General features: G+C 30.0%; 29 protein-coding genes. 24 read left to right on the forward strand and 5 right to left on the reverse strand.

Features of this window, described 5'->3' with window-relative positions; genetic code table 11:
* Positions 1–117: 117 nt before the first annotated feature.
* The 8 genes from TMEL_RS02240 to TMEL_RS10260 all read left to right on the forward strand — a co-directional run bounded on the left by TMEL_RS02240 (position 118) and on the right by TMEL_RS10260 (position 5831).
* Positions 118–1785 (forward strand): glycoside hydrolase family 36 protein, encoded by a 1668-nt coding sequence (locus TMEL_RS02240; RefSeq protein WP_012056652.1) that lies wholly within the window; start codon positions 118–120, stop codon positions 1783–1785.
* Positions 1778–2740 carry a galactose-1-phosphate uridylyltransferase gene (galT, locus tag TMEL_RS02245; protein ID WP_012056653.1) on the forward strand — a complete coding sequence of 321 codons (963 nt, stop codon included), beginning with the start codon at positions 1778–1780 and terminating at the stop codon, positions 2738–2740. Before TMEL_RS02240 ends, galT begins: the two co-directional genes overlap by 8 nt.
* Complete coding sequence (locus tag TMEL_RS02250) at positions 2733–3788, forward strand: galactokinase (protein ID WP_012056654.1); 1056 nt, start codon at positions 2733–2735, stop codon at positions 3786–3788. Before galT ends, TMEL_RS02250 begins: the two co-directional genes overlap by 8 nt.
* Before the next feature lie 32 nt (positions 3789–3820).
* The gene (locus TMEL_RS10465) at positions 3821–4258 is read left to right on the forward strand and encodes an MFS transporter (RefSeq protein WP_231109758.1); all 438 of its coding nucleotides are present in this window, start codon (positions 3821–3823) and stop codon (positions 4256–4258) included.
* A gap of 83 nt (positions 4259–4341) precedes the next feature.
* Positions 4342–4740 (forward strand): hypothetical protein, encoded by a 399-nt coding sequence (locus TMEL_RS10470; RefSeq protein WP_231109759.1) that lies wholly within the window; start codon positions 4342–4344, stop codon positions 4738–4740.
* Entirely contained in the window at positions 4734–5021 is a 288-nt protein-coding gene (locus TMEL_RS10475) for a hypothetical protein (protein WP_238375225.1), read from the forward strand. The genes TMEL_RS10470 and TMEL_RS10475 overlap by 7 nt, the downstream gene beginning before the upstream one ends.
* Before the next feature lie 60 nt (positions 5022–5081).
* A complete protein-coding gene (locus tag TMEL_RS02260) occupies positions 5082–5450 on the forward strand; it encodes a hypothetical protein (RefSeq protein ID WP_012056655.1) in 369 nt (122 codons plus the stop codon).
* A gap of 237 nt (positions 5451–5687) precedes the next feature.
* A complete protein-coding gene (locus TMEL_RS10260; protein ID WP_012056656.1) occupies positions 5688–5831 on the forward strand; it encodes a hypothetical protein in 144 nt (47 codons plus the stop codon).
* Between the two features lie 74 nt (positions 5832–5905).
* Here the strand turns inward: TMEL_RS10260 and TMEL_RS02265 are convergent, their stop codons facing one another.
* The 3 genes from TMEL_RS02265 to TMEL_RS02275 all read right to left on the reverse strand — a co-directional run bounded on the left by TMEL_RS02265 (position 5906) and on the right by TMEL_RS02275 (position 7159).
* Positions 5906–6184, reverse strand: coding sequence for an HU family DNA-binding protein (locus TMEL_RS02265; RefSeq protein WP_012056657.1), 279 nt, complete (start codon positions 6182–6184; stop codon positions 5906–5908).
* A gap of 92 nt (positions 6185–6276) precedes the next feature.
* The gene (locus TMEL_RS02270; RefSeq protein WP_012056658.1) at positions 6277–6750 is read right to left on the reverse strand and encodes a shikimate kinase; all 474 of its coding nucleotides are present in this window, start codon (positions 6748–6750) and stop codon (positions 6277–6279) included.
* A gap of 10 nt (positions 6751–6760) precedes the next feature.
* Positions 6761–7159: a secondary thiamine-phosphate synthase enzyme YjbQ gene (locus tag TMEL_RS02275; protein ID WP_012056659.1), complete on the reverse strand. Its 399-nt coding sequence runs from the start codon at positions 7157–7159 to the stop codon at positions 6761–6763.
* 130 nt (positions 7160–7289) lie between these two features.
* On the opposite strand from TMEL_RS02275, the gene TMEL_RS02280 reads away from it, so the two are divergent.
* From TMEL_RS02280 to TMEL_RS02340, 13 genes are all read left to right on the forward strand, one after another.
* A complete protein-coding gene (locus TMEL_RS02280; RefSeq protein WP_012056660.1) occupies positions 7290–7661 on the forward strand; it encodes a Fur family transcriptional regulator in 372 nt (123 codons plus the stop codon).
* Positions 7658–8437 carry a metal ABC transporter substrate-binding protein gene (locus TMEL_RS02285; protein ID WP_012056661.1) on the forward strand — a complete coding sequence of 260 codons (780 nt, stop codon included), beginning with the start codon at positions 7658–7660 and terminating at the stop codon, positions 8435–8437. Before TMEL_RS02280 ends, TMEL_RS02285 begins: the two co-directional genes overlap by 4 nt.
* Entirely contained in the window at positions 8430–9152 is a 723-nt protein-coding gene (locus TMEL_RS02290; protein WP_012056662.1) for a metal ABC transporter ATP-binding protein, read from the forward strand. Before TMEL_RS02285 ends, TMEL_RS02290 begins: the two co-directional genes overlap by 8 nt.
* Entirely contained in the window at positions 9139–9927 is a 789-nt protein-coding gene (locus tag TMEL_RS02295; RefSeq protein WP_012056663.1) for a metal ABC transporter permease, read from the forward strand. The genes TMEL_RS02290 and TMEL_RS02295 overlap by 14 nt, the downstream gene beginning before the upstream one ends.
* A gap of 154 nt (positions 9928–10081) precedes the next feature.
* Complete coding sequence (locus TMEL_RS02300; RefSeq protein WP_012056664.1) at positions 10082–10576, forward strand: hypothetical protein; 495 nt, start codon at positions 10082–10084, stop codon at positions 10574–10576.
* Positions 10577–10623: 47 nt separating this feature from the next.
* Positions 10624–11502, forward strand: a complete 879-nt coding sequence (locus TMEL_RS02305; protein WP_012056665.1) for a bifunctional riboflavin kinase/FAD synthetase — start codon at positions 10624–10626, stop codon at positions 11500–11502.
* The gene (gene nth / locus TMEL_RS02310) at positions 11492–12103 is read left to right on the forward strand and encodes an endonuclease III (protein ID WP_012056666.1); all 612 of its coding nucleotides are present in this window, start codon (positions 11492–11494) and stop codon (positions 12101–12103) included. Before TMEL_RS02305 ends, nth begins: the two co-directional genes overlap by 11 nt.
* On the forward strand, positions 12100–13227 hold the full coding sequence (locus TMEL_RS02315; protein WP_012056667.1) for a DegT/DnrJ/EryC1/StrS family aminotransferase: 1128 nt from the start codon (positions 12100–12102) through the stop codon (positions 13225–13227). Before nth ends, TMEL_RS02315 begins: the two co-directional genes overlap by 4 nt.
* 3 nt (positions 13228–13230) lie before the next feature.
* Complete coding sequence (locus tag TMEL_RS02320; protein WP_012056668.1) at positions 13231–13425, forward strand: hypothetical protein; 195 nt, start codon at positions 13231–13233, stop codon at positions 13423–13425.
* Between the two features lie 31 nt (positions 13426–13456).
* Entirely contained in the window at positions 13457–14797 is a 1341-nt protein-coding gene (locus TMEL_RS02325) for an NCS2 family permease (protein ID WP_012056669.1), read from the forward strand.
* A gap of 221 nt (positions 14798–15018) precedes the next feature.
* Positions 15019–16701 (forward strand): hypothetical protein, encoded by a 1683-nt coding sequence (locus tag TMEL_RS02330; protein ID WP_012056670.1) that lies wholly within the window; start codon positions 15019–15021, stop codon positions 16699–16701.
* Between the two features lie 11 nt (positions 16702–16712).
* Positions 16713–17099, forward strand: coding sequence for a PulJ/GspJ family protein (locus TMEL_RS02335; RefSeq protein WP_012056671.1), 387 nt, complete (start codon positions 16713–16715; stop codon positions 17097–17099).
* 1 nt (position 17100) lies between these two features.
* On the forward strand, positions 17101–17553 hold the full coding sequence (locus TMEL_RS02340; RefSeq protein ID WP_012056672.1) for a hypothetical protein: 453 nt from the start codon (positions 17101–17103) through the stop codon (positions 17551–17553).
* 33 nt (positions 17554–17586) lie between these two features.
* On the opposite strand, the gene TMEL_RS02345 is transcribed toward TMEL_RS02340, so the two are convergent.
* Complete coding sequence (locus tag TMEL_RS02345; RefSeq protein WP_012056673.1) at positions 17587–18375, reverse strand: DUF4382 domain-containing protein; 789 nt, start codon at positions 18373–18375, stop codon at positions 17587–17589.
* Between the two features lie 5 nt (positions 18376–18380).
* Positions 18381–21593 carry an O-antigen ligase family protein gene (locus TMEL_RS02350; protein WP_012056674.1) on the reverse strand — a complete coding sequence of 1071 codons (3213 nt, stop codon included), beginning with the start codon at positions 21591–21593 and terminating at the stop codon, positions 18381–18383.
* A gap of 80 nt (positions 21594–21673) precedes the next feature.
* On the opposite strand from TMEL_RS02350, the gene TMEL_RS02355 reads away from it, so the two are divergent.
* The 3 genes from TMEL_RS02355 to TMEL_RS02365 are packed head-to-tail and all read left to right on the forward strand — an operon-like array spanning position 21674 to position 25850.
* Positions 21674–22870: a hypothetical protein gene (locus TMEL_RS02355; RefSeq protein WP_012056675.1), complete on the forward strand. Its 1197-nt coding sequence runs from the start codon at positions 21674–21676 to the stop codon at positions 22868–22870.
* The gene (locus TMEL_RS02360; RefSeq protein WP_012056676.1) at positions 22864–24630 is read left to right on the forward strand and encodes a hypothetical protein; all 1767 of its coding nucleotides are present in this window, start codon (positions 22864–22866) and stop codon (positions 24628–24630) included. The genes TMEL_RS02355 and TMEL_RS02360 overlap by 7 nt, the downstream gene beginning before the upstream one ends.
* 35 nt (positions 24631–24665) lie before the next feature.
* Positions 24666–25850 (forward strand): CsgG/HfaB family protein, encoded by a 1185-nt coding sequence (locus tag TMEL_RS02365; RefSeq protein WP_012056677.1) that lies wholly within the window; start codon positions 24666–24668, stop codon positions 25848–25850.
* Positions 25851–25860 lie beyond the last annotated feature (10 nt).

The following is a 25860-nucleotide window of genomic DNA, read 5'->3' on the forward strand; positions in this document are numbered from 1 at the left end:
GCATCTAACAAATTTGTTAAAAATATTACACCTAAAAAGTTAAGAATAAATTAGATTTTCAATTACAGATAGTAGATCCAAACAAATGCAAAAAGAGAAACTTAAAGGAGGGAAATAATGAAGATATTTGGAAACAATTTTGATGGTGAATATATAGAAATAGCAAATAATAAATACACCCTGAAATTAAAAATAGAAAATATACCTGAAGGTTATATTATTCGAGGAAAAATAAAAGGAAAGTTGAGAAATATAAAACTATTTGAAGATAACTCAGATGAAGAGTTATTTATCAACAACTGGCAAAGTTGGGGACCAGCTAAAAAAATATGCTTGTCAAAATATGAATACAACGTACCTGAAAAGTGGAAAAAAACTGCAAAATATAGTATTCATCCAATTCCAAAATACTTAGAAAATAATGTTATTTCTGACTACTTCATAGCTAAAAGAAACAAGGTCTACGGCTTTTTAACTTCAAAAACTGCTCATCCATTTTTTAAAGTTAAAAATGATAAGATAGTTGCTATTCTAGAATATTTCGGCAAATACACAGATAAATATATTGATATTGAACCTTTGATAATTTTAGAAAATGAAAATATTGAAAAACTACTTGAAATATATGCAGATTACGTTACTTTTGAAAATAAACCTCGTTTCTCAAAACAAAATCCAGTTGGTTGGTCCTCCTGGTATTACTACTTTGAAAAACTTACTTGGAACGACGTATTGAAAAACCTGGAACTTTCAAAAGAATATAACTATGAGATCTTTCAATTAGATGATTCCTGGCAAAAAGATATAGGGGATTGGATTCCCAAATCGTCTTATCCAAATCTGGAAGAAATCACCAAAAAAATCAGTGAATACGGATATATCCCTGGTCTATGGCTTGCACCTTTTAGTGTATCTGAAACATCCACTATCTACTCAAATCACAAAGATTGGCTAGTAAAAGATGAGTCTGGAAAACCCAAGGTTGCATACATCAATTGGAATAAAAATATCTACGCATTAGATACCACTCATCCAGATGTACAAGAGCATTTAAGAAAAACGTTTTTTAACTTTATGAAAGTTGGTTTTCATTACTTTAAAATAGACTTTCTCTTTGCGGGTGCTATCCCAGGAAAAAGGCATTTAGATGTAACTCCTATTGAGGCGTATATTATGGGAATGAAAATAATAAGGAAAACCACAAAAAACAACTTTATATTAGGATGCGGTGCACCTTTATTACCTTCTGTGGGATATGTAGATGGAATGAGGATAAGTGCGGATACCGCACCTTTTTACGATAGTCAAAAATTAGATTTCCTATATCCAAATGCATTCTACGCTTTAAGAAACGTTATTACAAGATATTTTGTGAATGGAAAGTGGTGGTGGAACGATCCCGATTGTTTATTGTTAAGGTTAGAAAATACAAATTTAAGTGAAAATGTCATTGAAATGTATTCATATGTGTCAGGTGTGCTAAATAATATGATCATCCAAAGCGACAATTTATCAAAAAATATTAGAAAAAGTATATTCAGTAACACTTTAAAATTAAGAGGGGGAATTCCACATGTAAAAGGATTTATGGATGAGAATCTGATATTCGAAATCAACTCTTTTGGCACAACAAGTGGAAATATCAAGATGCTGGTAGATCTTAAAAAGGAAAAGTTTGAAATGGAAAAAGATGAGGATTATCCTCATCTAAAAAAAGAAACAGTTGTAAGAAAAGATGATATGAGATTATTCCATTATTACAAGGAGAATGATAAAGATGCTTGAAAGAAGGTATAATCCAATAACAGGAGAATGGGTAATGATTTCATCATCTAGACAAAAAAGGCCAAACTTACCTAAAGATAGCTGTCCTATATGTCCAGGTGTCTTGGAATTACCTGAAGAATATGATTTAGTTAGCTTCGAAAATAGATTTCCAGCATTAAAAAGGGATGCACCTGAAGTAGAAAAAAATAGTAATATTTTAATAAGGGAAAAATCACAGGGTATTTGTGAAGTTGTTGTATATACCGAAAATCATGATTCGGAATTATCGCAAATGCCATTAAAACAAATTGAAAAACTCATTAATATGTGGGCAGATAGAACAAAAGAATTATCATCTTACGAATTTATAAAGTACATCTTTATTTTTGAAAATAAAGGAAAAGAAGTGGGTGCAACTTTACCTCATCCACATGGTCAGTTGTACGCATTCCCATTTTTACCACCAAGAATTCAGTTAAAAATGGAGGCTTTGGAAAAATGGTATACAAAAAGAAATTCATGTGCAATATGTGATGTTATCAAAGAAGAAAAAAACAGAAAATCAAGAATAGTTTATGAAACTGATAGTATAATTAGCCTTGTACCATTTTATGCAAGATATCCATATGAAGTTCATGTTTATCCTAAAAGACATGTTGAAACCATATACGAATTGTCAAATAAAGAAAAGAAGGAATTTGCACTTGTGCTAAAAACTATTACCAATAAATATAATGGACTTTTCACCACGCCATTTCCATATATGATGATGTTTTTCCAAAAGCCTTTTAATATTAACAGAACTACTCATTTTTTCCACTTCCATGTAGAGTTTATCTCTCCAATGAGAGGACCAAATTTAATAAAATGGGTTGCAAGTGTGGAAAGTGGAACTTGGGTATTTATTAATCCAATTGAACCAGAACAAGCTGCAAAACAACTAAAAAATGTTGAGGTAAATTTTGATGTATAGAGCACCTGGAAGAATAAATATTATAGGTGAGCACACAGATTACAACGATGGATTTGTTTTGCCTTTTGCAATTGATAAATACATAACTCTACACATTGAAAAAAGTAAAAAATTTATATTTAAATCTAAAAACTCAACTCAGGAAATCCAATTGGACAAATTAGAAAAAACTAACACATGGGCAGATTATATCGTTGGGGTAATTTTCGAAATTGAAAAAAACCATGGAAAGGTTAGTCCTTTTAAATTTTTTATTAATTCAAATCTTCCCATCGGTGCTGGACTTTCCAGTTCAGCTGCTTTAGAAGTTGTTTCAGCATATGCAATTAACGACCAGCTAAATTTGAATTTATCACTAGAAGTAATTGCTTTAATAGGTTGGAAGGCAGAAAATAACTTTGTGGGATTAAATTGTGGAATAATGGACCAATATGCAGTTGCTATGTCTAAGAAAAATCATGCGCTTTTTATAGATACCTACACAAAAAGTTATGAGTTAATCCCTTTAAATTTAAAAGATTATAGCTTTTACATCATAAACTCAGGGATAAAACATGAACTTGGAAATTCCGAATACAACATTAGAAGAAACCAATGTAAAGAAGCTTTAAAAATAATTGGCAAAAAAACTTTTAGAGAAATATCTTACAAAGATCTATCAAAATTAGAAGGCGTTTATTTCAAAAGAGCAAAACACATATTAGATGAAAATAAAAGAGTATTAAATGTAATTAAATCCCTTAAAAACAATGACATCGAAACTGTAGGAAATTTGCTATTTGAATCTCACGAAAGTTTGAAAAATTTGTACGAAGTTTCATGTGAAGAAATTGATTTTATTGTAGAATTTCTAAAAAACAAAGTTACAGGTGCAAGGATTGTAGGGGGTGGATTTGGTGGATCAGTCTTAGTTTTATCCAAAGAAAACGTGTTTGAAAACATTATAGATATTTTAAAATACGAATATGAAAAAAAATTTCATATTAACCTCGAATACTTTAAAGTTGAAAGTACAAACGGAGTAGAAAAAAAGGAGGGAACAGTGTAAACAAAAGAGTTGCTATAATCTTCATTACCATAATGCTTATTTTTCTAAATGCCGATCAAATGGTTATATCTCCAAACATCGATCTAATTGAAGAGGAATTTCACATTAACGACGCACAAATTGGACTTGTTGCTTTTACTTTCACCATATTAGGTGCTGTTATTAGTTTATTATGGGGGTATTTATCTGACAAATACAACAGAAAAGTTTTACTTATTCTATCTATTTTTGTAGGGAAAATTCCAGCATTTTTATCTGCATTTGCCGGAAGTTATTGGGAACTTTTTCTTTGGAGAACACTTCCCGGTATTGGCGTAGGTACTTTATTTCTCATTGCTTATTCATTAGTAGGTGATATGTACAAACACGATAAAAGAGGAAACATTGCAGTCATATTATCTCTTTCCATAGCAATGGGAAGTATCTTTGGAATGATGATAGGCGGATATGCTAGTAGTATATATGGTTAGAGATTACCGTTCATATTAGTATTCGTTTCAAACTTTGTATTTTCAATATTATCTATATTTAAAAAGAACCAAAAAGAGGTGCTATGGAAGTTGCAATTGGTGAATTAATTGAAAAAGGCTATGAGTATCCTGAAAAACCAAAATTAAGCGATTACTTAAATTTGTTTAAAATAAAAACAAATTTTCTATTATTCTTGCAAGGTATAGCAGGAACTATACCTTGGGAAGCAATCCCATATTATTTAGTTGAATTCTTTAAAAAAGAAAGAGAATTAACTGTTTCCCAAGCAACAACAATCCTTTTAGTTTTTGGAGTAGGAAATATGATTGGAACTCTTGTTGGTGGATTAATTAGACAAAATTTGTACACAAAATCTCCAAAAAAAGTTCCTATATTTACCTCACTCACAACTGCAGCAGGAGCAATTTTCTCTATTTGGACATTCACATACACTCCAAAAACATATCTTCTGGAATGCTAATTCTATCTATCTTAGGATTTTTTGCATCGTTACTTGCATCGTTAACCAATTCAAACGTGAAAATGATGTTGTTAAATGTTAATGAACCACACGACAAAGGTAGAATCTTTTCCATATTCAATTTAACTGATTCATTGGGAACTGGTATTGGAAAATTTGTTGGTGGGGTAATTTCCATTTCACTTGGTTCATTAGTTGTAGCAATGAAAATTTCTCATATTTTTGGTTTTTATGTGCAGTATTTTTGTTTATGTTGTACTGGTACTTTGAAGCAGACATAAAAAAATTAATAGATAAAATGAAAAAATTAAAAAAATCTTTCAGTAACAGCTAATGAATATATGAAACACTTAAACATGGAAGGAACTTGTATAGAAAATGAGATTATAAGATTAATAGTATTACCAAAACTGGGTGTAAAAATAGTATCAATATATTTTAACCCCCAAAACTTTAAAATTCTCTTTCAACCAAAAAGATATTATCTTCCCAAATATAGTGATTTATTCGAAAGGTACGATACATCTGATATAGATGACATGTTTCCAAATATCTATTATTTATTATTTATCTGGGGAATATTATGGAAAAAATTGCCAGACCATGGTGAATTTTGGAGTATTCCATGGATTTGTGAAAAAAAGATGAAAACACCATTGAATGTAAGGTTAAAAGCCAAAATTTTAACTATATATTTACCAGAACAATGAAATTATCTTCAACTACAAAGTTAAAAACATTGCAAACAATAAATTTAGAGGTTTTTGGGTATTTTATGGTTTAGTTGCTACTGACAAAAATAGTGAAATCATATTAGAAGAAATTGACAAAGTATTAAACGTAAAACGTAGTACTTATTTGGAAGAATTAGAGAGTATATGTTCATACCCAATCCATAAAAATTATCATCTTAATGTATCTAATAAAGGTATAAAAAGATTCCCTTTTTGGGTATTTGGAAAAATGAAGGTGGTTTTAAAGGAGAATTTAACCCAGCACTTGAATCAAGCAATGTTTTTTATGATTCTTTAGAAATCGCAAAAAAGCACGGAAAATATCTAACCTTTAAACCATTTGAAGGAAAAACTTAGTCTATAAGCATTGTTTTGTACGAAATTAAGCAAATGAATTTTAATTTAAGCCCCCAATTTGGGGGCTTAAATTATTATTTATTAACCTTTTCTTTGAGCTCTTTACCAGGTTTGAATTTTGGAACTTTTCTTGCAGGAATTTTGATTTTTTCTCTTGTTCTTGGATTTACACCTGTTCTCTCCTCTGCTTTTCTTACTTCAAATGTTCCAAAACCAATAAGTTGAACTCTTTCGCCGTTTGCTAAAGCATCTGAAATAGCTTCAAAAACAGCATCAATAACAGCTTTGATATCTTTTTTCTTTAACTCTGGCATCTTTTCTGCCACCATATTTACAAGTTCCTTTTTGCTCATAACCTTTCCCCTCCTCTTGTGTGATAGTTAAAATACGTATATAATATAGCATTTTTTTGCGTATAAATGCAAATGTAAGGTTATATATATTGCTACTTTTTAAAATTCTTTCTGTAAAAATTATCTATTATTTTTGCAACATCAAATTTTGTTTTGTTTTCCGAAGAAATAACTAAATCCGAGTTCTGAGAAAAAATTGCATGAAAATTTTCGTAAATTTTATCTAAATCTCGGAATTTTTTGGAAACTTTGTGTATTCTTTTTACAAACTTTTCCTTGGGAACTTTTATATACACAATCTTTCCAGAATAAAGCTTTTTGTCTGTAACAAGACCAAGTGTAACAATAATTTTATCATCGAATTTCTTAAATCTTTTTAAAAACCTACCCTCTAAGTTCCTCAACACAGCAAAACCATTTGATAATAATATGCCGTTAAAACTTTTCCCCGTTTCAAGAGATAAAATTTCATCAAAATCCACTATTTCATAACCAAAATCTTCTTTTAATATTTTACCAACAGCAGACTTTCCACTCCCTGGAAGTCCCAGTATATATAATGACAAAATATCCCCCCTAATCGGAAATAATTTTTACATAAACCTTCCTTCTTCTTGGGCCATCAAATTCGCAAAAATAAACCCCTTGCCAAGTCCCAAGTAAAAGATTCCCATTATCAATTATCAAAGTTATACTAGGTGATACCAACGTTGATTTTATATGAGAATCAGAATTTCCCTCTAAATGAGTATATCCCCAATCAGGTAGTATAACCTTACTTAACGTGTTTTCTATATCCCTTTTTACCGATGGATCTGCGTTTTCATTTATTGTAACAGCCGCCGTAGTGTGCGGAACATAAACCACACATATTCCGGAAGTTACTCCTGACTTTTTCACAACCTCGTTGACTTTATAAGTTATATCTACAAGCATATTCCTTGCATTTGTGCTTACTTCAAATGAATATAACATACCTTACCCTCCTTTTTTCTTGATTATTATATCACAAAACTACGTAAATATGCAATTTCTCTTGACTTTTATCCGAATAATGATAAAATAAGAATGCAAATGATTTGCATTTTCAAATCGAGGTGTTTGTATGACAAAATGGAGAAAAAGGATTTTGAATATTTTGGAAAACAGCAAAAGACCTCTAAGTGCTGAAGAAATTTACCAATTAAATGAGTTTAAACCAAGCCTTTCAACAATTTATAGGGCCTTAAATTTTCTTGAAAAGAAAGATATTGTCTCATCAATTTCATTTGAAAATACCACTAGATATTTTTTCCCAAAAGAAAAACACATGCATTTTTTGTACTGTATAAAGTGTGGTTCCATTGAAGTGTTTGAAAACTGTATAGCAGATGAAATAAAAAGTGCACTAGAAAAAAAATACAACTACACCATTTTAGACCATGTTTTTTACTTTAAAGGCATTTGTAAAAAATGCAAAAAGGAGGGAGAAAAGTGAAGAAATTAATAGTTTTCGTTCTTATGATTTCAACTGTTATGCTTTCTTATGTGGTCGTAACTATTAACCCTTACTACTTATTAACTAAAGAAATTTTAGATGGGGTAGATGAAATAAAACTTTTACTTCCTCCTAATATAAATCCGCATATTTATTCTTTAAAAGTTAGTGATGTAAAACTCATTTCAAATGCAAAACTTGTAATTGCAAATGGTGATCTAGAACCTAATTTGAAAAAATTTGACAATGTTATTTATATAAGAAATTTTATTCCTGATATCTTCGTCGAGTTTAAAAATCCTCATTTTTGGCTCGAACCATATTTTGTAAAATTTTATATTGTTCCATACCTTTCTGAACATTTATATAATATATATAAAGAAAAAAAGATAATCGATAATGCAAAAAGGCTTATTAAAGAAATTGACGAATTTTTACGACATGCAAATACAACACTAAAAATAAATGGTACAATCCTTGTGCATCATCCGAGTTTTTACTATTTTTTCAAAGAATTTGGAATAAAAATAAAATGGCTGGAAGAAGGGCATAACGTATCCACAAGTGTTAAAAAAATTATAAATACCATTAAGGGAGAAAAGTTAGTTGCAATTTTTAGTGAAAAACAGCAGTCACAAAGTAAAATAAGTATAATTTCAAAAGAGCTAAAAATACCTTATTTCACATTGGATCCTTTGGGAGTTAACGCAAAAAAATTCTTGGATATTTACTACAATAATCTTGAAGTTATAAAGAAGGCGTTAAGTAATGAGTAAAGTTGTTATTTCAGTGAGTAATTTAAGTTACAAAATCAACGAGAAATGGATCTTAAAAAACATTACTTTTGAGGTAAAACGTGGAGATTTTGTTGGAATTGTAGGACCAAATGGTGCGGGGAAATCAACTCTCATAAAGATTTTGGTTGGTGAAATAAAAAATTTTGAAGGACATGTAAAACTATATGGAAAAATAGGGTACATACCACAATTTCAAACAATCAATAGAGAGGTCCCAATAAATTCATTACAATTTATCAAAATGGGTGCATACAAAAGAAAAGTTAAAGAAAGCTATATAAAAAAATTACTTAACGATGTGGGGTTAGCAGGGAAAGAAAAACAACTTATTGGTACAATGTCCGGAGGAGAACTACAGAGACTATCGCTTGCTCGTGCACTTTTGTATGAACCAGATATATTGATTTTAGATGAACCTGAAGCAGGTGTCGACCAAATGGGAAAAGCTAGATTTTATGATTTACTCTATGAATTTCAAAAGAAATTAAATTTAACAATACTAATGGTTTCACACGACATTGGTATGATTTTTGAAAAATGTAATACAATTATGTGTCTTAATAAAACACTTCACTGCCACGGTCCTTCAAAAGATGTAAGACCAGAAGAAATAAATACTCTGTTCCCCGATTTTGATATTTGGCTACGTTCAAAAAATCATTACGAAAGGAAGCATAAACATGGAGATTTTTGAATTAGAATTTTTGAGAATTGCATTAATTGCTACAATATTTGCTGCCATTTCATCTGCTATTATTTCACCAGTTGTTGTTTTTAAAAAGATGGAATTTATAGGCGATGGCACCGCACACGCAGCATTTGCAGGGCTTGCTTTTGCTTTCTTGTTTGGGATAGATTATAGACTAATAGCAATTCTAACTGCTTTGCTATTTTCTTTTCTCATAAGCTATTTTACAAACAAAAGAAATATTCATGAAAACAGTGCAATTGGTATGTTACTCCCTGTATTTATGTCAATTGGAGTAATTCTTTTGTCAAAGAGTAATACTTATGCACAAGACATATCCAGCTATTTGTTTGGAGATATCTTACTTGTAAATTACATAGACATTTACTTTTTAATATTTGTAATATTGTCTGAAATTTTACTTTTCTTCATCTTTAGAAAAGAGATATTATATTTTCTTGCTGATGAAAAAATGGCAAATTTTTATGGAGTAAAAACAAATCTCTTAAGAATAATACTCTTAGGAATTATTTCTATAACAGTGGTTAGTGTAGTAAAAATTTCTGGTGTAATACTTTTAGGTGCACTTTTAATTGTTCCAGGACTTGTGGCAAAAAAATTTTCAAAATCATATAAGTCCGTCTATTTTATTTCCATCTCATTCAATGTTATTGTATCATTCATTGGTTTTTATATAGCCTACATATTTGATATAGCCCCTGGCCCTTCAATTGTAATTGTTTCTTTTACCACATTTCTAATTCTCTCTTCAATTAATTAAATGGATAACAATCCTCAAACACCCAATTACTAAATAGCATGTATTAAAAATGTAAATTAAAAATTAATTAAGAATACCTCGATTATCGCTTGCAATTTTTTATTTCTGGTATAATATATTTTAGAAAGAAGTTACATTACAAGGAGGTGAAAACATGAGGTATTTGTTATTAATATTTTTGATATTGTCGGTATCTGTGTTTCCATTTTTCTTAGGAGTAGAAGGATTAACCTTGCCACAAATTGATTTTCCAGAGTATCCTGCCCCACAAATAGAATTGTTCGCAAGAATGGATCTTGGTTTGTTGTACTTTATGCTTCCTTTTGGTACTTACAACGAAGATGGAAGTGTATTTATTGTTAATAATATCGATGCAGAGTACATAAAAAGATTCCTAGGAGTTGGACTTCAACTTACACCAAATTTTTCAAAAAATTTCTATATGAGACTTTCAACAGATATGCCCATAATCGAAGCAATTTCAATAAGACAATTTAACGTCTTGGATTTAAAAGTAGGTTTAGGTTTAAAATTTGCAATCTTTAAATTTGAAGCAGGAGCTGTAGGAAGGATGAAAAAACTAACCGACGGTTCACTTGGTATGAAATTTGGTGAAATTTTCTATTTTGCAGGTGGATTTTCATTTTAAAGGCTCTGGTTCCAGAGCCTTTTTTTATATGGTATAATTTTTTTGAGGTGATTTTTTTGAGAGTTGTAACTGTTGGCGTATTTGATGGCGTACACATTGGACACGTAGAAATATTAAGTAGATTAAAAAGACTTGCCGAAGAGTTCAATTCAACGTCTGAAATATACACGATTGTTTTTCCAATGGAATATTACAAAGGACACTTTGATGGTCTATTGATCCCACTTGAAGATAGAATAACCTTACTTGAAGTATATGGGGAAGTATTTCCACTTGAACTTAATGAAATTAAAGATATAGATGCAAGTAAATTTTTTGAAATAATTTCAAAAGACACAAAGGGAATTGTTGTAGGAAAGGATTTCAGATTTGGAAAAAACGCAAAGGGAGATATTTCCCTTTTAGAGAAACTCTGCAAAAAGAAAAATATAAAATTGGAAGTTGTAAATGACTTGACGGAAAATGGAAAAAGAGTTAGCAGCACCTTAATTAGAAAACTAATAAAAGAGGGAAATATAAAATTGGCAAATAAACTCTTGGGAAGAGCATATCCCGTTTATGGAAAAGTATATAAAGACAAACAACTAGGAAGAAAGCTGGGGTTCCCAACGGCTAATATTAGAAGACATAAGGAATTAGTCATTCCAAAATTTGGTGTATACCTTTCAAAGGTCTACACCCCTAAATTATATTTTGGCCTTGTAAATATAGGCTTAAGACCAACTGTTGAAAAAACAAAAAATGTAAAATATGAAGTTTATATCTTTGATTTTAATGAAAACATATACGGAAAAGAAATTAGAGTAGAACTACTTGAATTTTTGCGAGCAGAAGAAAAATTTAAAAACATAAATGATTTAATCAATAGGATGAAAGAAGATGAAAAATTGGCAAAAAAAATACTGGAGGAAAAGTATGCATCTTGAAGAGGTGGCAAAAAGAATTATAAAAAACTTTCCAAGAAACCATAAAGAAAAAGATCCGTTTAAAGTTCTAATAACAACGGTTTTAAGCCAAAGAAGCAAAGATGAAAATACTGAAATCGCTGCAAATAGGTTATTCGAAAAATATCCCACACCTCAAACACTTCTGAAAGCAAAAGAAGAAGATTTATATGAACTAATTAAACCTGCGGGATTGTACAGACAAAAGGCAAAAAGAATAATAGAAATTTCCAAGATTATTGTAAATAAATTTTCTGGAAAAGTTCCAGATACTCTAGAAGAACTTTTAACCTTACCTGGTGTTGGACGAAAGACCGCAAATATTGTATTGTATGTTTCATTCTCAAAACCTGCTTTAGCCGTTGATACTCATGTTCATAGGATATCTAATAGATTGGGGTGGTGTAAAACAAAAAATCCAAACGAAACGGAATTTGCACTTATGAAACTTCTTCCCAAAGACCTTTGGGGCCCCATTAATGGTTCTATGGTTAAATTTGGGAAAAATGTTTGTCTTCCAAGAAATCCAAAGTGCGATATTTGCCCAATCTATGATTACTGTAAATGGGAGGGTAAGAAATGATACCGCTTTTCGATATTACAAGACAATACAAAATGATAAAAGATGAAGTGCTTAAAGCAATAGATAGGGTTCTATCCAGTGGAAGGGTAATCTTAGGTCCTGAGGTTGAAAAATTAGAAAGTAACATAGCAAATCTTGTGGGAGTAAAATACGGTGTAGGTGTTGCAAATGGAAGTGATGCTCTTGTAATTGCACTTAGAGCACTGGGAATAAAAAAAGGCAATAAAGTAATTACCACATCATATACATTCTTTGCCACTGCATCTTCAATTGTAAGAAACAACGCAATTCCTATTTTTGTAGACGTTGATAAAGATACTTATAACATTGATTTAAATCAAGTAGAAGATATATTAAAAAAGGAAAAGATATTTGGATTGATTCCTGTACACCTTTTTGGACAGACCGTTGATTTAGAGGGGTTAAACTTTTTAAAAGAAAAATACGGAATAAAGATTTTAGAAGATTGCGCACAATCAATTGGCTCTGAAGGAGTTGTTAAAGGAAAGATAAAAAAGAGTGGGAGCATAGGAGATGCCGCAATTTTTTCATTCTTTCCCACAAAAAATTTAGGCGCATATGGCGATGGTGGATTAATAGTAACAAATGACAAAAAAGTATACGAAAAATCTAAAATGTTAAGAACACATGGTGCAAAGAAAAAATATTACCATGAAGAAGTGGGATACAATTCAAGATTGGACGAAATACATGCCGCAATATTAAATATAAAATTAAAATATCTTGACACGTGGACAGAAAATAGAATAAACATTGCAAAAAAATATGCAGAAGAGTTTAAAAACAGAAAAATGCCATTAAAATATCCTTATCCCAAAGACAAATTCCATGTATTCCATCAATACGTTGTGGAATTTGAAAAGGAAGACGATAGAAACAAAGTAAGAACTTATTTATCAGAAAAGGGTATAGGAACAAGCATATATTATCCTGTACCTCTTCATCTTCAAAAGTGTTTCAAAGATTTTGGATACAAAAAAGGAAATTTTCCAATTTCTGAAAAACTTTCAAAAACAACTCTTGCATTACCAATATTCCCAGAACTTCGCTTTGATGAAGTTGAAACAATAGTAAGTAAAATAGAAGAAGCTTTGAGGAGGTAGATTATGGAAAATCAAACACTAGAAGAACTATTAAAAAGGTATTTAAAGGTTAAAGAAACCATTAGAGAACTAAACAGAGAAAAAAAAGAACTAGAAGAGATGATAGTTGAATTTGTTGAGCATATGGATATCGATAATGTAGTAGTTGATGGGGTTTTGGTTGAATTCACACGGAAAACAAAAATAAATATTAAATAATTTACCTATATCTCAAGGGGGAGGAGAAACTATGGATAAGTTTTTCAAACTGCACGAAAGTGGAACAAGTGTTAAAACTGAGATTATTGCAGGTATTACAACTTTTCTTACCATGGCTTATATCATCTTTGTCAACCCAAACATATTAATTAATGTAATTCCAGGTTTAAACCCAGATAATCCTTTATATGCACAATTTTTTGGTGCATTTATGGTAGCAACAATTCTTGGAGCAGCAACTGCTACATTAATAATGGGATTTTGGGCAAATTATCCATTTGCACTTGCACCAGGAATGGGACTAAATGCGTATTTTGCATTTACCGTATGTGGGAAGTTAGGAATTGATTGGAGAATTGCTCTTGCAGCTGTTTTCGTTGAAGGTATATTATTTATCCTACTTACTATAACTGGTGTTAGAAGTTTTGTTGTAAAGGCTATACCAAATTCTGTTAAAATTGCAACAAGTGCTGGTATAGGTCTGTTTATTGCATTTATAGGTCTAAAAAGCGCAGGGATAGTGATAGCAGACCAGGCAACATTCGTAACTTTAGGTGATTTAACTTCTCCCACTGCATTAGTAGCAATAATCGGATTTTTTATAATAGCAGTTTTATTTGCACTTAGAGTTCCTGGTTCCATACTAATTGGTATTTTGGCATCTACATTTATTGGGGCTCTACCTATTTTTGGCGTAACAAAATTCCAAGGAATTGTTGGGAAAATTCCCGATATTTCCCCTACATTCTTTAAGTTGTTTGAAAAATTTTCTTGGGCAGATCTTGCTTCTGGAACATTTTGGATTGTTGTATTTACATTCTTCTTTGTAGACTTCTTTGATACACTAGGCACTTTGACTGGACTTGCAGAAAGTGCTGGATTTATAAAAAACGGTGAATTTCCAAGATCAAATAGAGCATACTTGGCAGATGCTGTAGGTACATCAGTTGGTGCATTATTTGGAACATCAACAGTTACTACTTACATAGAAAGTAGTACTGGTATTGCCGAAGGTGGAAGAACTGGACTTACTGCTGTAACCGTTGCAGTCTTTATGCTTTTAATGCTCTTTTTTGCACCTCTTGGTTTAACTATACCCGCTGCAGCAACTGCTCCAGCATTAATTTTTGTTGGTGCATTGATGTTAAAAGGTTTAAAGTTAATTAATTGGGATGACATAACAGAAGCATTACCCGCTTTTGTAACTATGATTATTATGCCTCTAACCTATTCAATTGCCAATGGTATTGCATTGGGACTAATTGTTTATCCAGTAGTTAAAACATTCAGTGGAAAAACTAAAGATGTACACGTACTTAACTGGATCCTTGCTATATTGTTTGCTGTTTATTTAATATTTTTAAGAGGATAAACTCTAAAATTTCTCATAAAAGGCTTTGGATTTAATCCAAAGCCTTTTTTGTCACTTGGTATGTTACAATTTTATTAAGTAAATAAAAAATCACTATTTTTGAATATTTTCAAGCTTTATATTTAAAGTTTTATAAAATATTTTTTGACAAATATCTTATTTTTTGTTATATATAAATTAGGTTATAATAAATTAGCAAAATAATTTATAGGAGTGAGAATTTGAAGAAAGGTTCAATAAGTATTATTTTGATTTCACTGCTAGTTGTATTTTCGATTTTTTCAATATCTATATTTTCAATCTTAAAAAATACTCATGATGTGTTTTCTAACAATTTTAAAAAATTGCAAGCGGAAAAAATTGCAAACAATCTTTTAGAATTTTCCATTGCTACAGTAAAAATGGGAATAGACGCCATGAGTAATTTAAGAGATGATGTATTTTCATTTTCGGATACATCCAGTGATGTAAAAAGTATAAAAAACGTTAATTGGACATCACAAACAAAGAAATTTATAAATAAATATGTTGATACATCAAAGGCAACTATTATTTTTTCAACCAATGGATATTCTTTAGATTTTGAAAAGCTCTCTTTGATGGACTTAAAGAAAAGTTTCGAAGATTATTTAAGTAATTTTTCTGAAGGAATTAACACCTTTTCCGCTATCTACAAAATTAAAAAAGGCGGAAAATATCTAGTTTACGCAAAGGTAAAAATTGATAACATTTCATATGCAAAAATCGCAATAATAACATCCGAGAAATTAAACAAATACGTTTATTATTCAGAAGAAGAACCTAAATTTTATTTTACAAGCAACGAAGTTATTTATGGACCATTAAAAAGTAATGCAGTAATACATACTTGGCAATATGCTGGAAATAATAAAAAGTTTACCGTTATGGGAACACTAGAGGTTCCGGGAATAAGACATTATGATGAAGAAAGCAGAAAACACATAAATTACAACGCGAATAATAACCCTAATGAAGTTTACAATGTATTTAATTTAAAGGGTAATCCTCCAATAAAATTTGTTAATTCAGATGTGAGATTTTCAGAAATATATAATGATTATTCAACAGCTGTTTCTTCACTTTGTATGCCAATTGAGGAAATTATAGACACAAACTTTGGTGAGGTAGGAATAGCACTTTCAAAAGATACAAAAATTGAATCTAATATAGAAAATGGAGAAAATATCTTGTATATAGATACTTCAGATAAAATGTATATCATATCTTGGAAAATAGGCAAATTACCTGATGCACGTATACAATATAAGAAAAACAACATATGGAAACAAAAACATATAAAATTCAATGGTGTAATTTCTTCCGAAAAAAATATAATATTAACCAACTCTAACGATTTACAAAACAGACGATTTCTGTATGACGGAAATTTAACTATTTTTTCAAAAGAAAATATATACATAGATGCAAGAATTATACCTTACAAAACGTTTTCAAAATTTTCCACCACAGAAAAAGATGAAATATCTTTAGATGAACTGGAAAACATAAAAGAGTTTGTTTTGGAGAAAGAAACATCTTCACTAGACTTAGTATCAGAAAGAGATATAATTATAAAATCATCAACACATAATTCCAGAATAAATAACCACAAAATATTTGCCAATATATACTCGTTTGATGGCTCCTTTAAAGTAGAAAATTATAATTTAGGGAATAACAACGGACAGTTGTTTGTTTTTGGAAGTATTATGCAAAAAGCTAGGGGGGTAGTGGGAATTGTGGGTAATAACCAACCTGGATATTACAAATTCTATGTGCACGATTCTAGAGCATTATTTGGAAGAATAGGTACAATTGCAACTCCCGCGAAAAAGAAAAGTATAATGATACTTTATCTGGAAAATGCTTTCGAAAGGGGATAGGGGGGATTTTTTTGAAGAAAGGTTTTAGTCTTACTGAAACTCTTGTTGCCATATTACTCATTTCTTTGATTTCTGTAAGCGTATTTTCTTTGGTAACTTTTTCTACCTTTCAAAACAATAAAATAAAATATGAAAATATGTATAATGATTTAAAAAAAATTGCATTTAATGAAATCATAATTCGAGGTGTAAAAGATGAGGGAATTGAAAATCTCGTAGATTATATAAACCAAAAGTTTTATGGAGGTAAAAACATAAGTTATCCAAAGATCTCAGAAATAAAAATAGAAAAAACTTTTGAAGATTCAGGCATCCCAATAGCACGGATTATTAAAGTAAAAGTATTAAAAAATAAAAAAACAAGTGAAGAATTTTTTGTATTTCAAGGGAGGCCATAAAATGGGATTTAATCTAAGTGGTATACTAACCTTTTTAACAATTTTTGTCATTATATTCGCAACAATATTATCACTTTTCACTTTACTAACAAAAAGTCTAGAGATTACATTTAGGAATTGTAGCTTGGAACAATGTGTTTTGTTATCATCAAATGCTTTGCAAAAATTTTTTGAAAATGCAAATTTATCCAATGGAATAAATGTTTCTGATAAAGAAATATCGTTTTTAGTTTCTGCTCCCGATGGAAAAGCAAAAGAATATAAATTTTTAGTTATTGAAAATGTAAATGAAACATTAGTAAGGTTATATTTAGGTGAAAAATACTACAATATAGTATCAATTCCTAACGTAATTTCAATACAATTTGATATTAGAGAAAATTTACCGATAGTAAAGTTTTTATTTAATAACAAAGAAAGAGAATTTATCCTAACTTCAAATATATCAACCTAAAAATAATAGGCCCTTTCGGAAGGGCCTATTATTTTAAAAGTTAAAATCAACTGTTACATCTTTTCCTTCTATTGTCACAGTTCTTGACACATTCTCTGTTGGTAATACCAAATCTTCAGATTCATCTGGTAATTCTAGATTTTTAAAGATTTTTACAACATATGTTCCATTTTTCCATTTTCCCAGGTAAAAACTTCCATCTTTTCTAGTTAATGTTAATCTAAGTATTGTTGATTCATCTGTTGGAAACAATGCTACAACAGCATGTTTTAAAGGCAATGATGCTTCTACAGCAGTTCCTTTAATGGAAAAGACATTTCCTCTCCTAAATGTTGGTTTTAGAACAGGAGTTAAAATATATTTGTTTCCGTTATAATGTAAAGAACGCACCAAATCAAAATCAAGTACAAGTTCACCATCAACAGCAGATATATCTACTTTAGGTAAATGAACAGTTTTATTCGGCAATATTACACTATTCTCCACACCTGCCACTGTTACAGTAGCACTTTCTACTTCAAATCTAATTTGTGTCAACGTAGCATTTTCGGGAAGGTTTATTTTTAACCATGAAACTTCCGTTCCCGCAAGTGAAAGTATATCAACAGATGTAGAAACATTTGTAGGAGTTGCCCAAACTCCTTCATCGGCAATTGCGTAATGATAAGAAAACGATGAAATATCCACTTTTAATTTTTCAATATCTTTAACAGGTTTATCCGCTAAAAGCACTTCTAAAGTTACAATTTTAGGGCCAAACATGTTAACACATGATGAAAAGATGAGTATAAGCAGCACAAGAACAAGTAGTATTTTTTTCATAAAATTCACCTCCCAGAAATTTTTTTAAGAAAATTCAATATATCCTCTTTTGTGGTTAAAGGTGTTCCTTCATCTAAAAGAACGTTTCCCCAATCCTTAATAACGTTTTCCCACATATTATCTGTCATTTCTGAGTATGTGTTAATTAACTTCTCTGCGTTAAATTTTAAATCATTTTCTATTAATTTGTAATGTGCTATGAATCTTGCATAAGATTCATAAATACTTGCATAACTTGGTATATTAATTAATCCTTGTATTTCATTCTTAATATTGATTATTATCTGAGTGTGTACACCCATTTTTTGTAAGTTAGAAAGGAAATTGTTTAAATGTTTTACCATTATCATGCTCCAAATACTATTCTTTGATACATTGTACCAGTCTTGAGGTTTTTGTGAAATGAGTTTTTTCATGTAATCTGCTTCAACTGCAATATAGTTGTATCTTTTAAACTCCTCATTTGCCTTATCAACTGCTTCTTCAAAATTCCTAACTATTACTTTTCGTCCACTACTTGGAATTTCACTTAAAACATTTTCAATATTCTTTGAATATTTTTCTTTTAAAGCTCCAATTTGATTATCAAGTGCTTCTTTATACTTTAAAATCCTCTCACTTGAAATTAAGAAAGACTCTTTGTACATGTGGTGAAGTTTTTCTAAAATATATATTGCTTCCTGTATGGCTCCAGTTTTATAATACTCAAATGAAGTGGCATGCAAGAAATCTATCACTCCATTTGGAACTCCCCAGACATTTTTCAAGTTCATGTATTTAGCCGCTTTTATTTCCATTTTTGCAAGCCATTCTGTAAACTCGTAAACGGGTTTTAGTATTGGAGGTTGTAGTTTGAACGTCATACTGGCAAAAAATCTATAAATATCCTCACCACGTGTTGCTTTTGAAATATCTGGATTTTTCCAATCGGAAAATCTATTCCAACCACCTGGCATGTTGGTTAATGTTTTCTTTGCATACTCAACATATTTATCAAACGCTATTACAACTAACTTTTTGATTTTTTCCTTATATTGTTCTTCATCTATGTAATTTAATAATTCCTTTAACAAAACATGTAGCGAATGAAATCTCATGGCTATTGCTTTGTAGGTATTTCTCTCGTTAAAGCAAAGAAGTGAAGTTTCGTATATACCAATAGAATCTATAACAGCTTGTGCTGTTGCAAAATCAAACTTGTCTAAAATTTCACTGCGATCTTTTATGTATGGTACAAGCACACTTAACCATTTAGTTTTATTATGAATTATTTTTTGAAATTCATCAAAATCCTGGTTAAATATTTTTTCATAATGTTCTTTTATGTTGTTTTTTAGAATATTAATCCTAAAATCTTGCACCGCTAATGTTGCAAGATAAAAGTATGATTTTCCATATGTATGGTTAATAGTAACACTCCTTAGCAAGTTCTTTTTGGCTTTTATATAGTAATCTTTTGCCAATGATGGAAGTTGCGATCTTTGCTTTTTTATCTGTTCAATTTGTGACAAAAGCTGATTTTTTATTTTGTTTATTTGTGCAATCCTTTGATTTTCTATTTCAAACTCATTGTATGGCAAATTCTTGCTTTTGTATTCTTCAATCTTTTGCCTTTTCCATACATCTTTGTTAAGATAATAAAATTCACTTTGTTGTTTATTCAAATCTTTAAGTTTTTCTTCAAGTTGTGATATATAATCTGCCGCTTTTGGATATTCTTCCATTATCTTTGCAAAGGTTAAATAAGCTGCATTTCCTTCTTTGAAATAGACTTCTGAAATAAAGTGATTCCATCTTAAATAAGTTGATGCATATGTTACTGTTAAAATGAATAACATTAATAAAATTGCTTTTGTATTCTTTATTTCTTTTAAAGGTTTTTTTGTAAAATACGGTCCTATAGCTATACCAACAAAAACAATTGCCGCAAGGGCATTTGGAAGAAGATGTCCCGGAAAGCTGAAAAAGCTTTGTATGGAAAAACCGACTATTGAAATAGAAAGTGATAAGAAAAGTAACAAATCATCTCTGTTTTCAATTTTCTTTGGAATGGTAAAAAAGTAATACACAAGAAAAGCTAAAAGGAGTATTATAAGGGAAAGACCAACGATTCCCGTTTCACCAAGTACTTGGAAATAATCGTTGTGTGCTCTTTTAAAATTGTTCCAACCGTAGTATAATTCTGGGTGCTTTTCAAGGTATTCTCCCATCTTTGTAAGTGATAAAAGTTGGTACGTCCCTATTCCCGTTCCAAATATTTTGTGATCTTCCCATAACTCCAGCGACGTAAACCAAGAAAGGAATCTTTCATCTCTACTTGAAACTGAGGCCATAGCAGAAAATCTATTAGTCATATTTACCTTACCTTGTCCAGTCAAAGGATTTTCCGTATTGTATATTAAAACTATAAATACTGAAACAATTAACAAAACTATTAAAAGTAAGTTTGTCAATTTTTTTATCTGTGGTATTGGAGAAGACTTCTTTCTCCAAACAAAGTAGAAAATGACATACATAACACTCATGACAATTATTGCAAGATACTCAGACCTTGTCTGTGAAACTATAACAGCCATTAATCCCAAGATAAAACTTACCAGCGAAGATAACTTTATCAAACTAACTTGCCAAAATTTTTTTACTCCTAAATCATATGCAAGTAAAAAGTAAAGCGCAATTGGGAGAAGCATATCAATGTAGTTTGCAACAAAGATGACATTTCCCACACTTGCTTTTATTGAACCTCTAGAAAGTGGTTGGCCTACTTTACCAAGAAAAATATCATACCCTATATAAAAATTTAAGAGAGCATCTATTGAAATAAATAACCCTGTCAACATAAATGTGAAAAGAAGAATATTTATTCTCTTTTTCTCATTATATTCACTACTTATGTAAAAAGCAACAAGTACGTTAAACAAAACATAAAGACCTATATCAAACGATTGTCTAAAATAAAATGGGTTATCCCTAAGTGTGTTAAAGCTTGAAATTATGGAAGAAATTGCAAAGAAAAACCAAATTATATGAGCAGGTGATATATAGATACTTATCTTTTTTTCTTTTATTACTTTTGCCGCAAGATATGTAAATAAAACCGAGAAAGCAAAGGTTAATATAGCATACTTTGGTACACTAAATTCATACGTTAATTTTGGACTCGCAAATAGTGCAACTAGCACAATTGTAATATTAAGAAATATATCTTTAAAGTACAAAATAACCCCTCCTTTTTTTATTCTACAAAAAATTATACCATTAATTCTGATATAATTATTAAAAATAAAGGAGGTAAAAAATGAAAAAACTTATCTTAATTTTATTACTTCCGACTATTTTATTTTCAAAACCTTTGATAGTAATAAATGTACATACATCAGATTACTCAAATCTTATATACGCAAGTGCATATGGAACTTTAGGTAAAAAAAGATTTGAGATTTTGCTCGAAGATGCTCTAAAAAAACTAGGACTTGAGATGAAGCTTCAAGATCTATTCTCCTCTAAAAACGAAGTACTAAATAAAAAAACTGAAAAACCGCTGGAGCTGAATATATATGTTGAAGATTTAACAATAGATATCTTAAAAGAAAAAAATAACTACATTGAAAATAACGCATCTGGTGAATATATAAAGGTATATGATAAATATATAAAGGTTTACGTGGGAAAATGGTTTGACAAAAACGGACAATTAACAAAAGATGGTTTATACGTTAAAGGAGTTGACGGTAACTTTTACTATCCTTCCACCTTTTATACAAAATTTAGTCATACAATTGAATACTATACAATCAAAGGACACATTAGGTACGTATTTAAAGGTAAAGAAGAAACTATTTTACTAGATAGTAATCTAAAGAAAAAGTGGTACAAATGGAATGAAGCTGTAAAAAGCCCAATAAGTATGGAAAAAAGTTTTAACTACGTTATTGATTATCTTGCAAAAAAAATCGGGAATGATCTGCTTGAAAATTTGAATTACAAGACAAAAGCTAAAATCGCAAATATGAATGATAATAGAGTTATCTTAAACGTTGGAAAAGATGACGGAATAAATACTAACACTGCATTTGAAATAGATGAAAATGCACAGATAATTGTAAAAAACGTTGAAAAAAATTTCTCAGAAGGGGAAATTTTATACTTGAAAAAGGGCACACAACTTCATGTTGGTGATGAATTGGTTGAGGGAAAAAGAAAAATTTCTATTCCAATATCCTTAGGCCTTTATTACTCAACACAAGGTGCATATTTTTCAATAGAATTAGTACAGAAGAATATTCATCATGAAAAAGTGGCATTTTTTGCTTTGGAATTTTCAGATAAACAAAGTTATAGCCTTGGAGTTAGAGTATTAAATTTTGAAGATTTAGATTTATTTTTTACATACAATCCAGGTTATTTAGGATTTTTTGTTAAGTACAAGCTTTTTGATTTGCTTTTTAAATTTAATGGAACAGATTTCGTTCTTGGTGGTGGTATTTCATGGTAAAAAAGATAACTATCTTTCTTCTTTTACTTTCCTCACTTTCTCCTTCAAAAGTGCTTGTACATTCGAAATACAATTTAAAGATAGATACTAATGCATTTGAAAGCGAAAATTTTGTGGTAATTTCAATACTTTCTGTGGAAAAAGAATCTCTTTCAAGAGAAGTAATCAGCTATATAAAAAATGAAAATGGAAACTATATAAGATACAATGGTAATTTCTACTACACCTCAGATAATAATAAATACAGGCTAGTTGGTGAAAAATTTGTAAAGGATGAAAATGGGCCATATGTTTATGCATCAGAATTTTTCTGGGCAAGAAATGAAAAACAAAGATATATCTTAAGCGATTTCTACAAAAAAATAGTAACAAAAGAAAAATTGGAAAGATTTGTTATTTCAGGTTATTTAATTGAAATAGATAGCAGTAATTTTTACATTCTCTCATTTACTCCATTTGTATTTTATGTTAGAGATTTTAACGAAGTAGAAAAGAAGATATTAACAATACAAAAAAATGAAAATCATTTTAGCGTGGATAAATATGACATTGTAGTAAATTTTATCAATACCCCTTCAAAACTTAAGTCATTCATTCTTTCAAAACTCCAAGAAGATGATAGATACAATATATACGATAGAGAATATTTAGAAGAACTGCTAAAAGACATTTCTCTAAAAGATGCTTTGAAAGGTATAAATATTAAATTTAGAACCCCAAATTATGTAATCAATATCGACACTGTAGAATTTTTAAACGATAAATTCCAAAAAGATTACATGATATTTTTAAAAAATGATATGAATGGGCAATTTTTAATTACAGGTGAGAAAGTAGAAGTGGGAAGATTCTATCAAAAAGAAAATGATGCGTATATTTTAGACAAAGAAAAAGGGAAATATGTAAAGGTCTTAAACTATCCATGGAGAAAAGAGCGTTTTAAATACGCAAGTGAATTTTACGATATCTCTTTAAAAAAAGGAGAGGGGTACACAAATTATTATCTAACGATTCTTTTAAATGTTATTGATGTTGAAAGTGCAAAAATTGTTTATTCTAATATTTTGGATAAAAATATAGAATTTCCACAATTCTCCTACTCTCTGCACGGAACCTTTCAAAATAGTGAAATTGAAAAGTTAAATAATCTATTTTTAAGTTTATCAGAAGATGTAAAAGAAAAATTAAGAAAAGTTTTCTATTTAACAAGTGTAGTCAAAGATGTAGATGGTTTAAACGTTTTTCTTTATGATGGTAAAAATATCGGCATAAAAGAAGGACAAATCTTCAGGATTTTTGATAATCATTTTACACAAGGATATTTAAAAGTAAAAAGTGTTGAATGGAATGAATCAAGTGGTAACGTATTCTATTTGATTGGTGAAATTAATAAATTTAACCTTGCCAGCGAGTCTTTTCATTATCCATCAAGAATTGGTATCTCTTTTACTTTGAATAACCTCCTCGAATTAGGTGCTAAAATAAAATTTCTAGATCTGTATGGATTTGAGAATTTTTCTTTTTTATTTGGCATAACATACAAAGAACTTTATGTAGGCTTTTCAAAAAGATTTAGCTTTATTGACACTTCTTTAAAAGTGTATTATAACAGTTTAACAGATAACATGTCATTTGATATTGGTATTTTTCTAACGTCTTTTTCTAGAATTTCTCTTTTTAATTCCTCTGGCAACGGAATATTTATAGGCTACAATTTAACAAAACAAAAAATCTCCTTTGGATATGAACTTGGACTATAAAATCATGATATAATTTTTTGCAGGGAGGTGGGATTATGAAAAAGTTAATACTTGTTCTTTTGGTTTTGGTAAGTATTTCATTTGCAATTACAGTTAGCGAAAAAACGGGGATAGTTATTTTACCTGCAAAGGTTGGTAATGGATGGAATATGGATGAAGCAGATTATTTGATTTCACTGCTTGAAGAAAAGGCATTATCACTTGGAAGGTTTAGAGTATATTCAAGAAACGATCTAGATGCTATTGTAAAAGAAAGAAATTTATCTGAACTCGGTATTGTTGAAAAAACTTTTGAAGCTGGAAAAATTCTTGGCGCAAAGTATGCAATATTACTTACTCTAACTGAATTAACATCTCAATATGAAGATAATGGATACACAGCAAGCTTAAGGTTATCGTTGAAATTGTATGATTTAAGTAGTGGTGAGCTGCTTGCCGCAAAAACATTTGATGATAGCACATACGTCGAAGAAGAAACCGCCCAAAAAGCTATAAATAGTCTTTTAGAGTTGGTTTCGGAAAAAATTTGGCTTACCTTAAGAGAATTTTTCAAAGTGGAAGCTTATGTAAAAAGTGTTGAAGATGGAAAGGTATATCTCGCTGGATTAGAGCCAAATATTGTAAAGAAAGGATTTATATTCAAAATTGAAACTTCCGATGGTGATGTTGCTTATGTAGAAGTAATTGGAATTGACAGAAAAGAAAATCTTGTAGTCACAAAATTCAAATACGGTGGAACTCCAGAGGTTTTTGATCCAGCTATAGAATATCCCATATCTGGAACGTACGGAGGATTTTCAATTGGAATGTACTCTGGAAAAATATCAATTGGAATCTCTGGATTCCAAAATAATTTGTTTGTAGATGCTGGTATTATTCTTGCATCTGAAATGGGTTATGTTCCATGGTATACAACTGTTGGTGGTCTTTTAAAGTTTGCTGAGATGGGACAAATAAGCCTCTCTGGTTTTGGTGGCCTTCAACTACTTGGCATTTACAACACCAACAGTGATAGTAATGATTCGTTTTTAAATGTTTTTGGTATAAACGCAGGAGTGCAAATAAAGTATGAATTTGAACCAAAAAATGGAATTTTTATCAATGCAGGATACACCATGTTATTTCTAGGAGATGTTGTCCAAAATATTTACAATATCTTGTTTGGTATTGACAATACATCTTTTGTACAATTTAACATTGGCTACTTTATGGCATTTTAGGGGGATGTGA

The organism is Thermosipho melanesiensis BI429 (genome assembly GCF_000016905.1).
GTDB lineage: Bacteria > Thermotogota > Thermotogae > Thermotogales > Fervidobacteriaceae > Thermosipho > Thermosipho melanesiensis.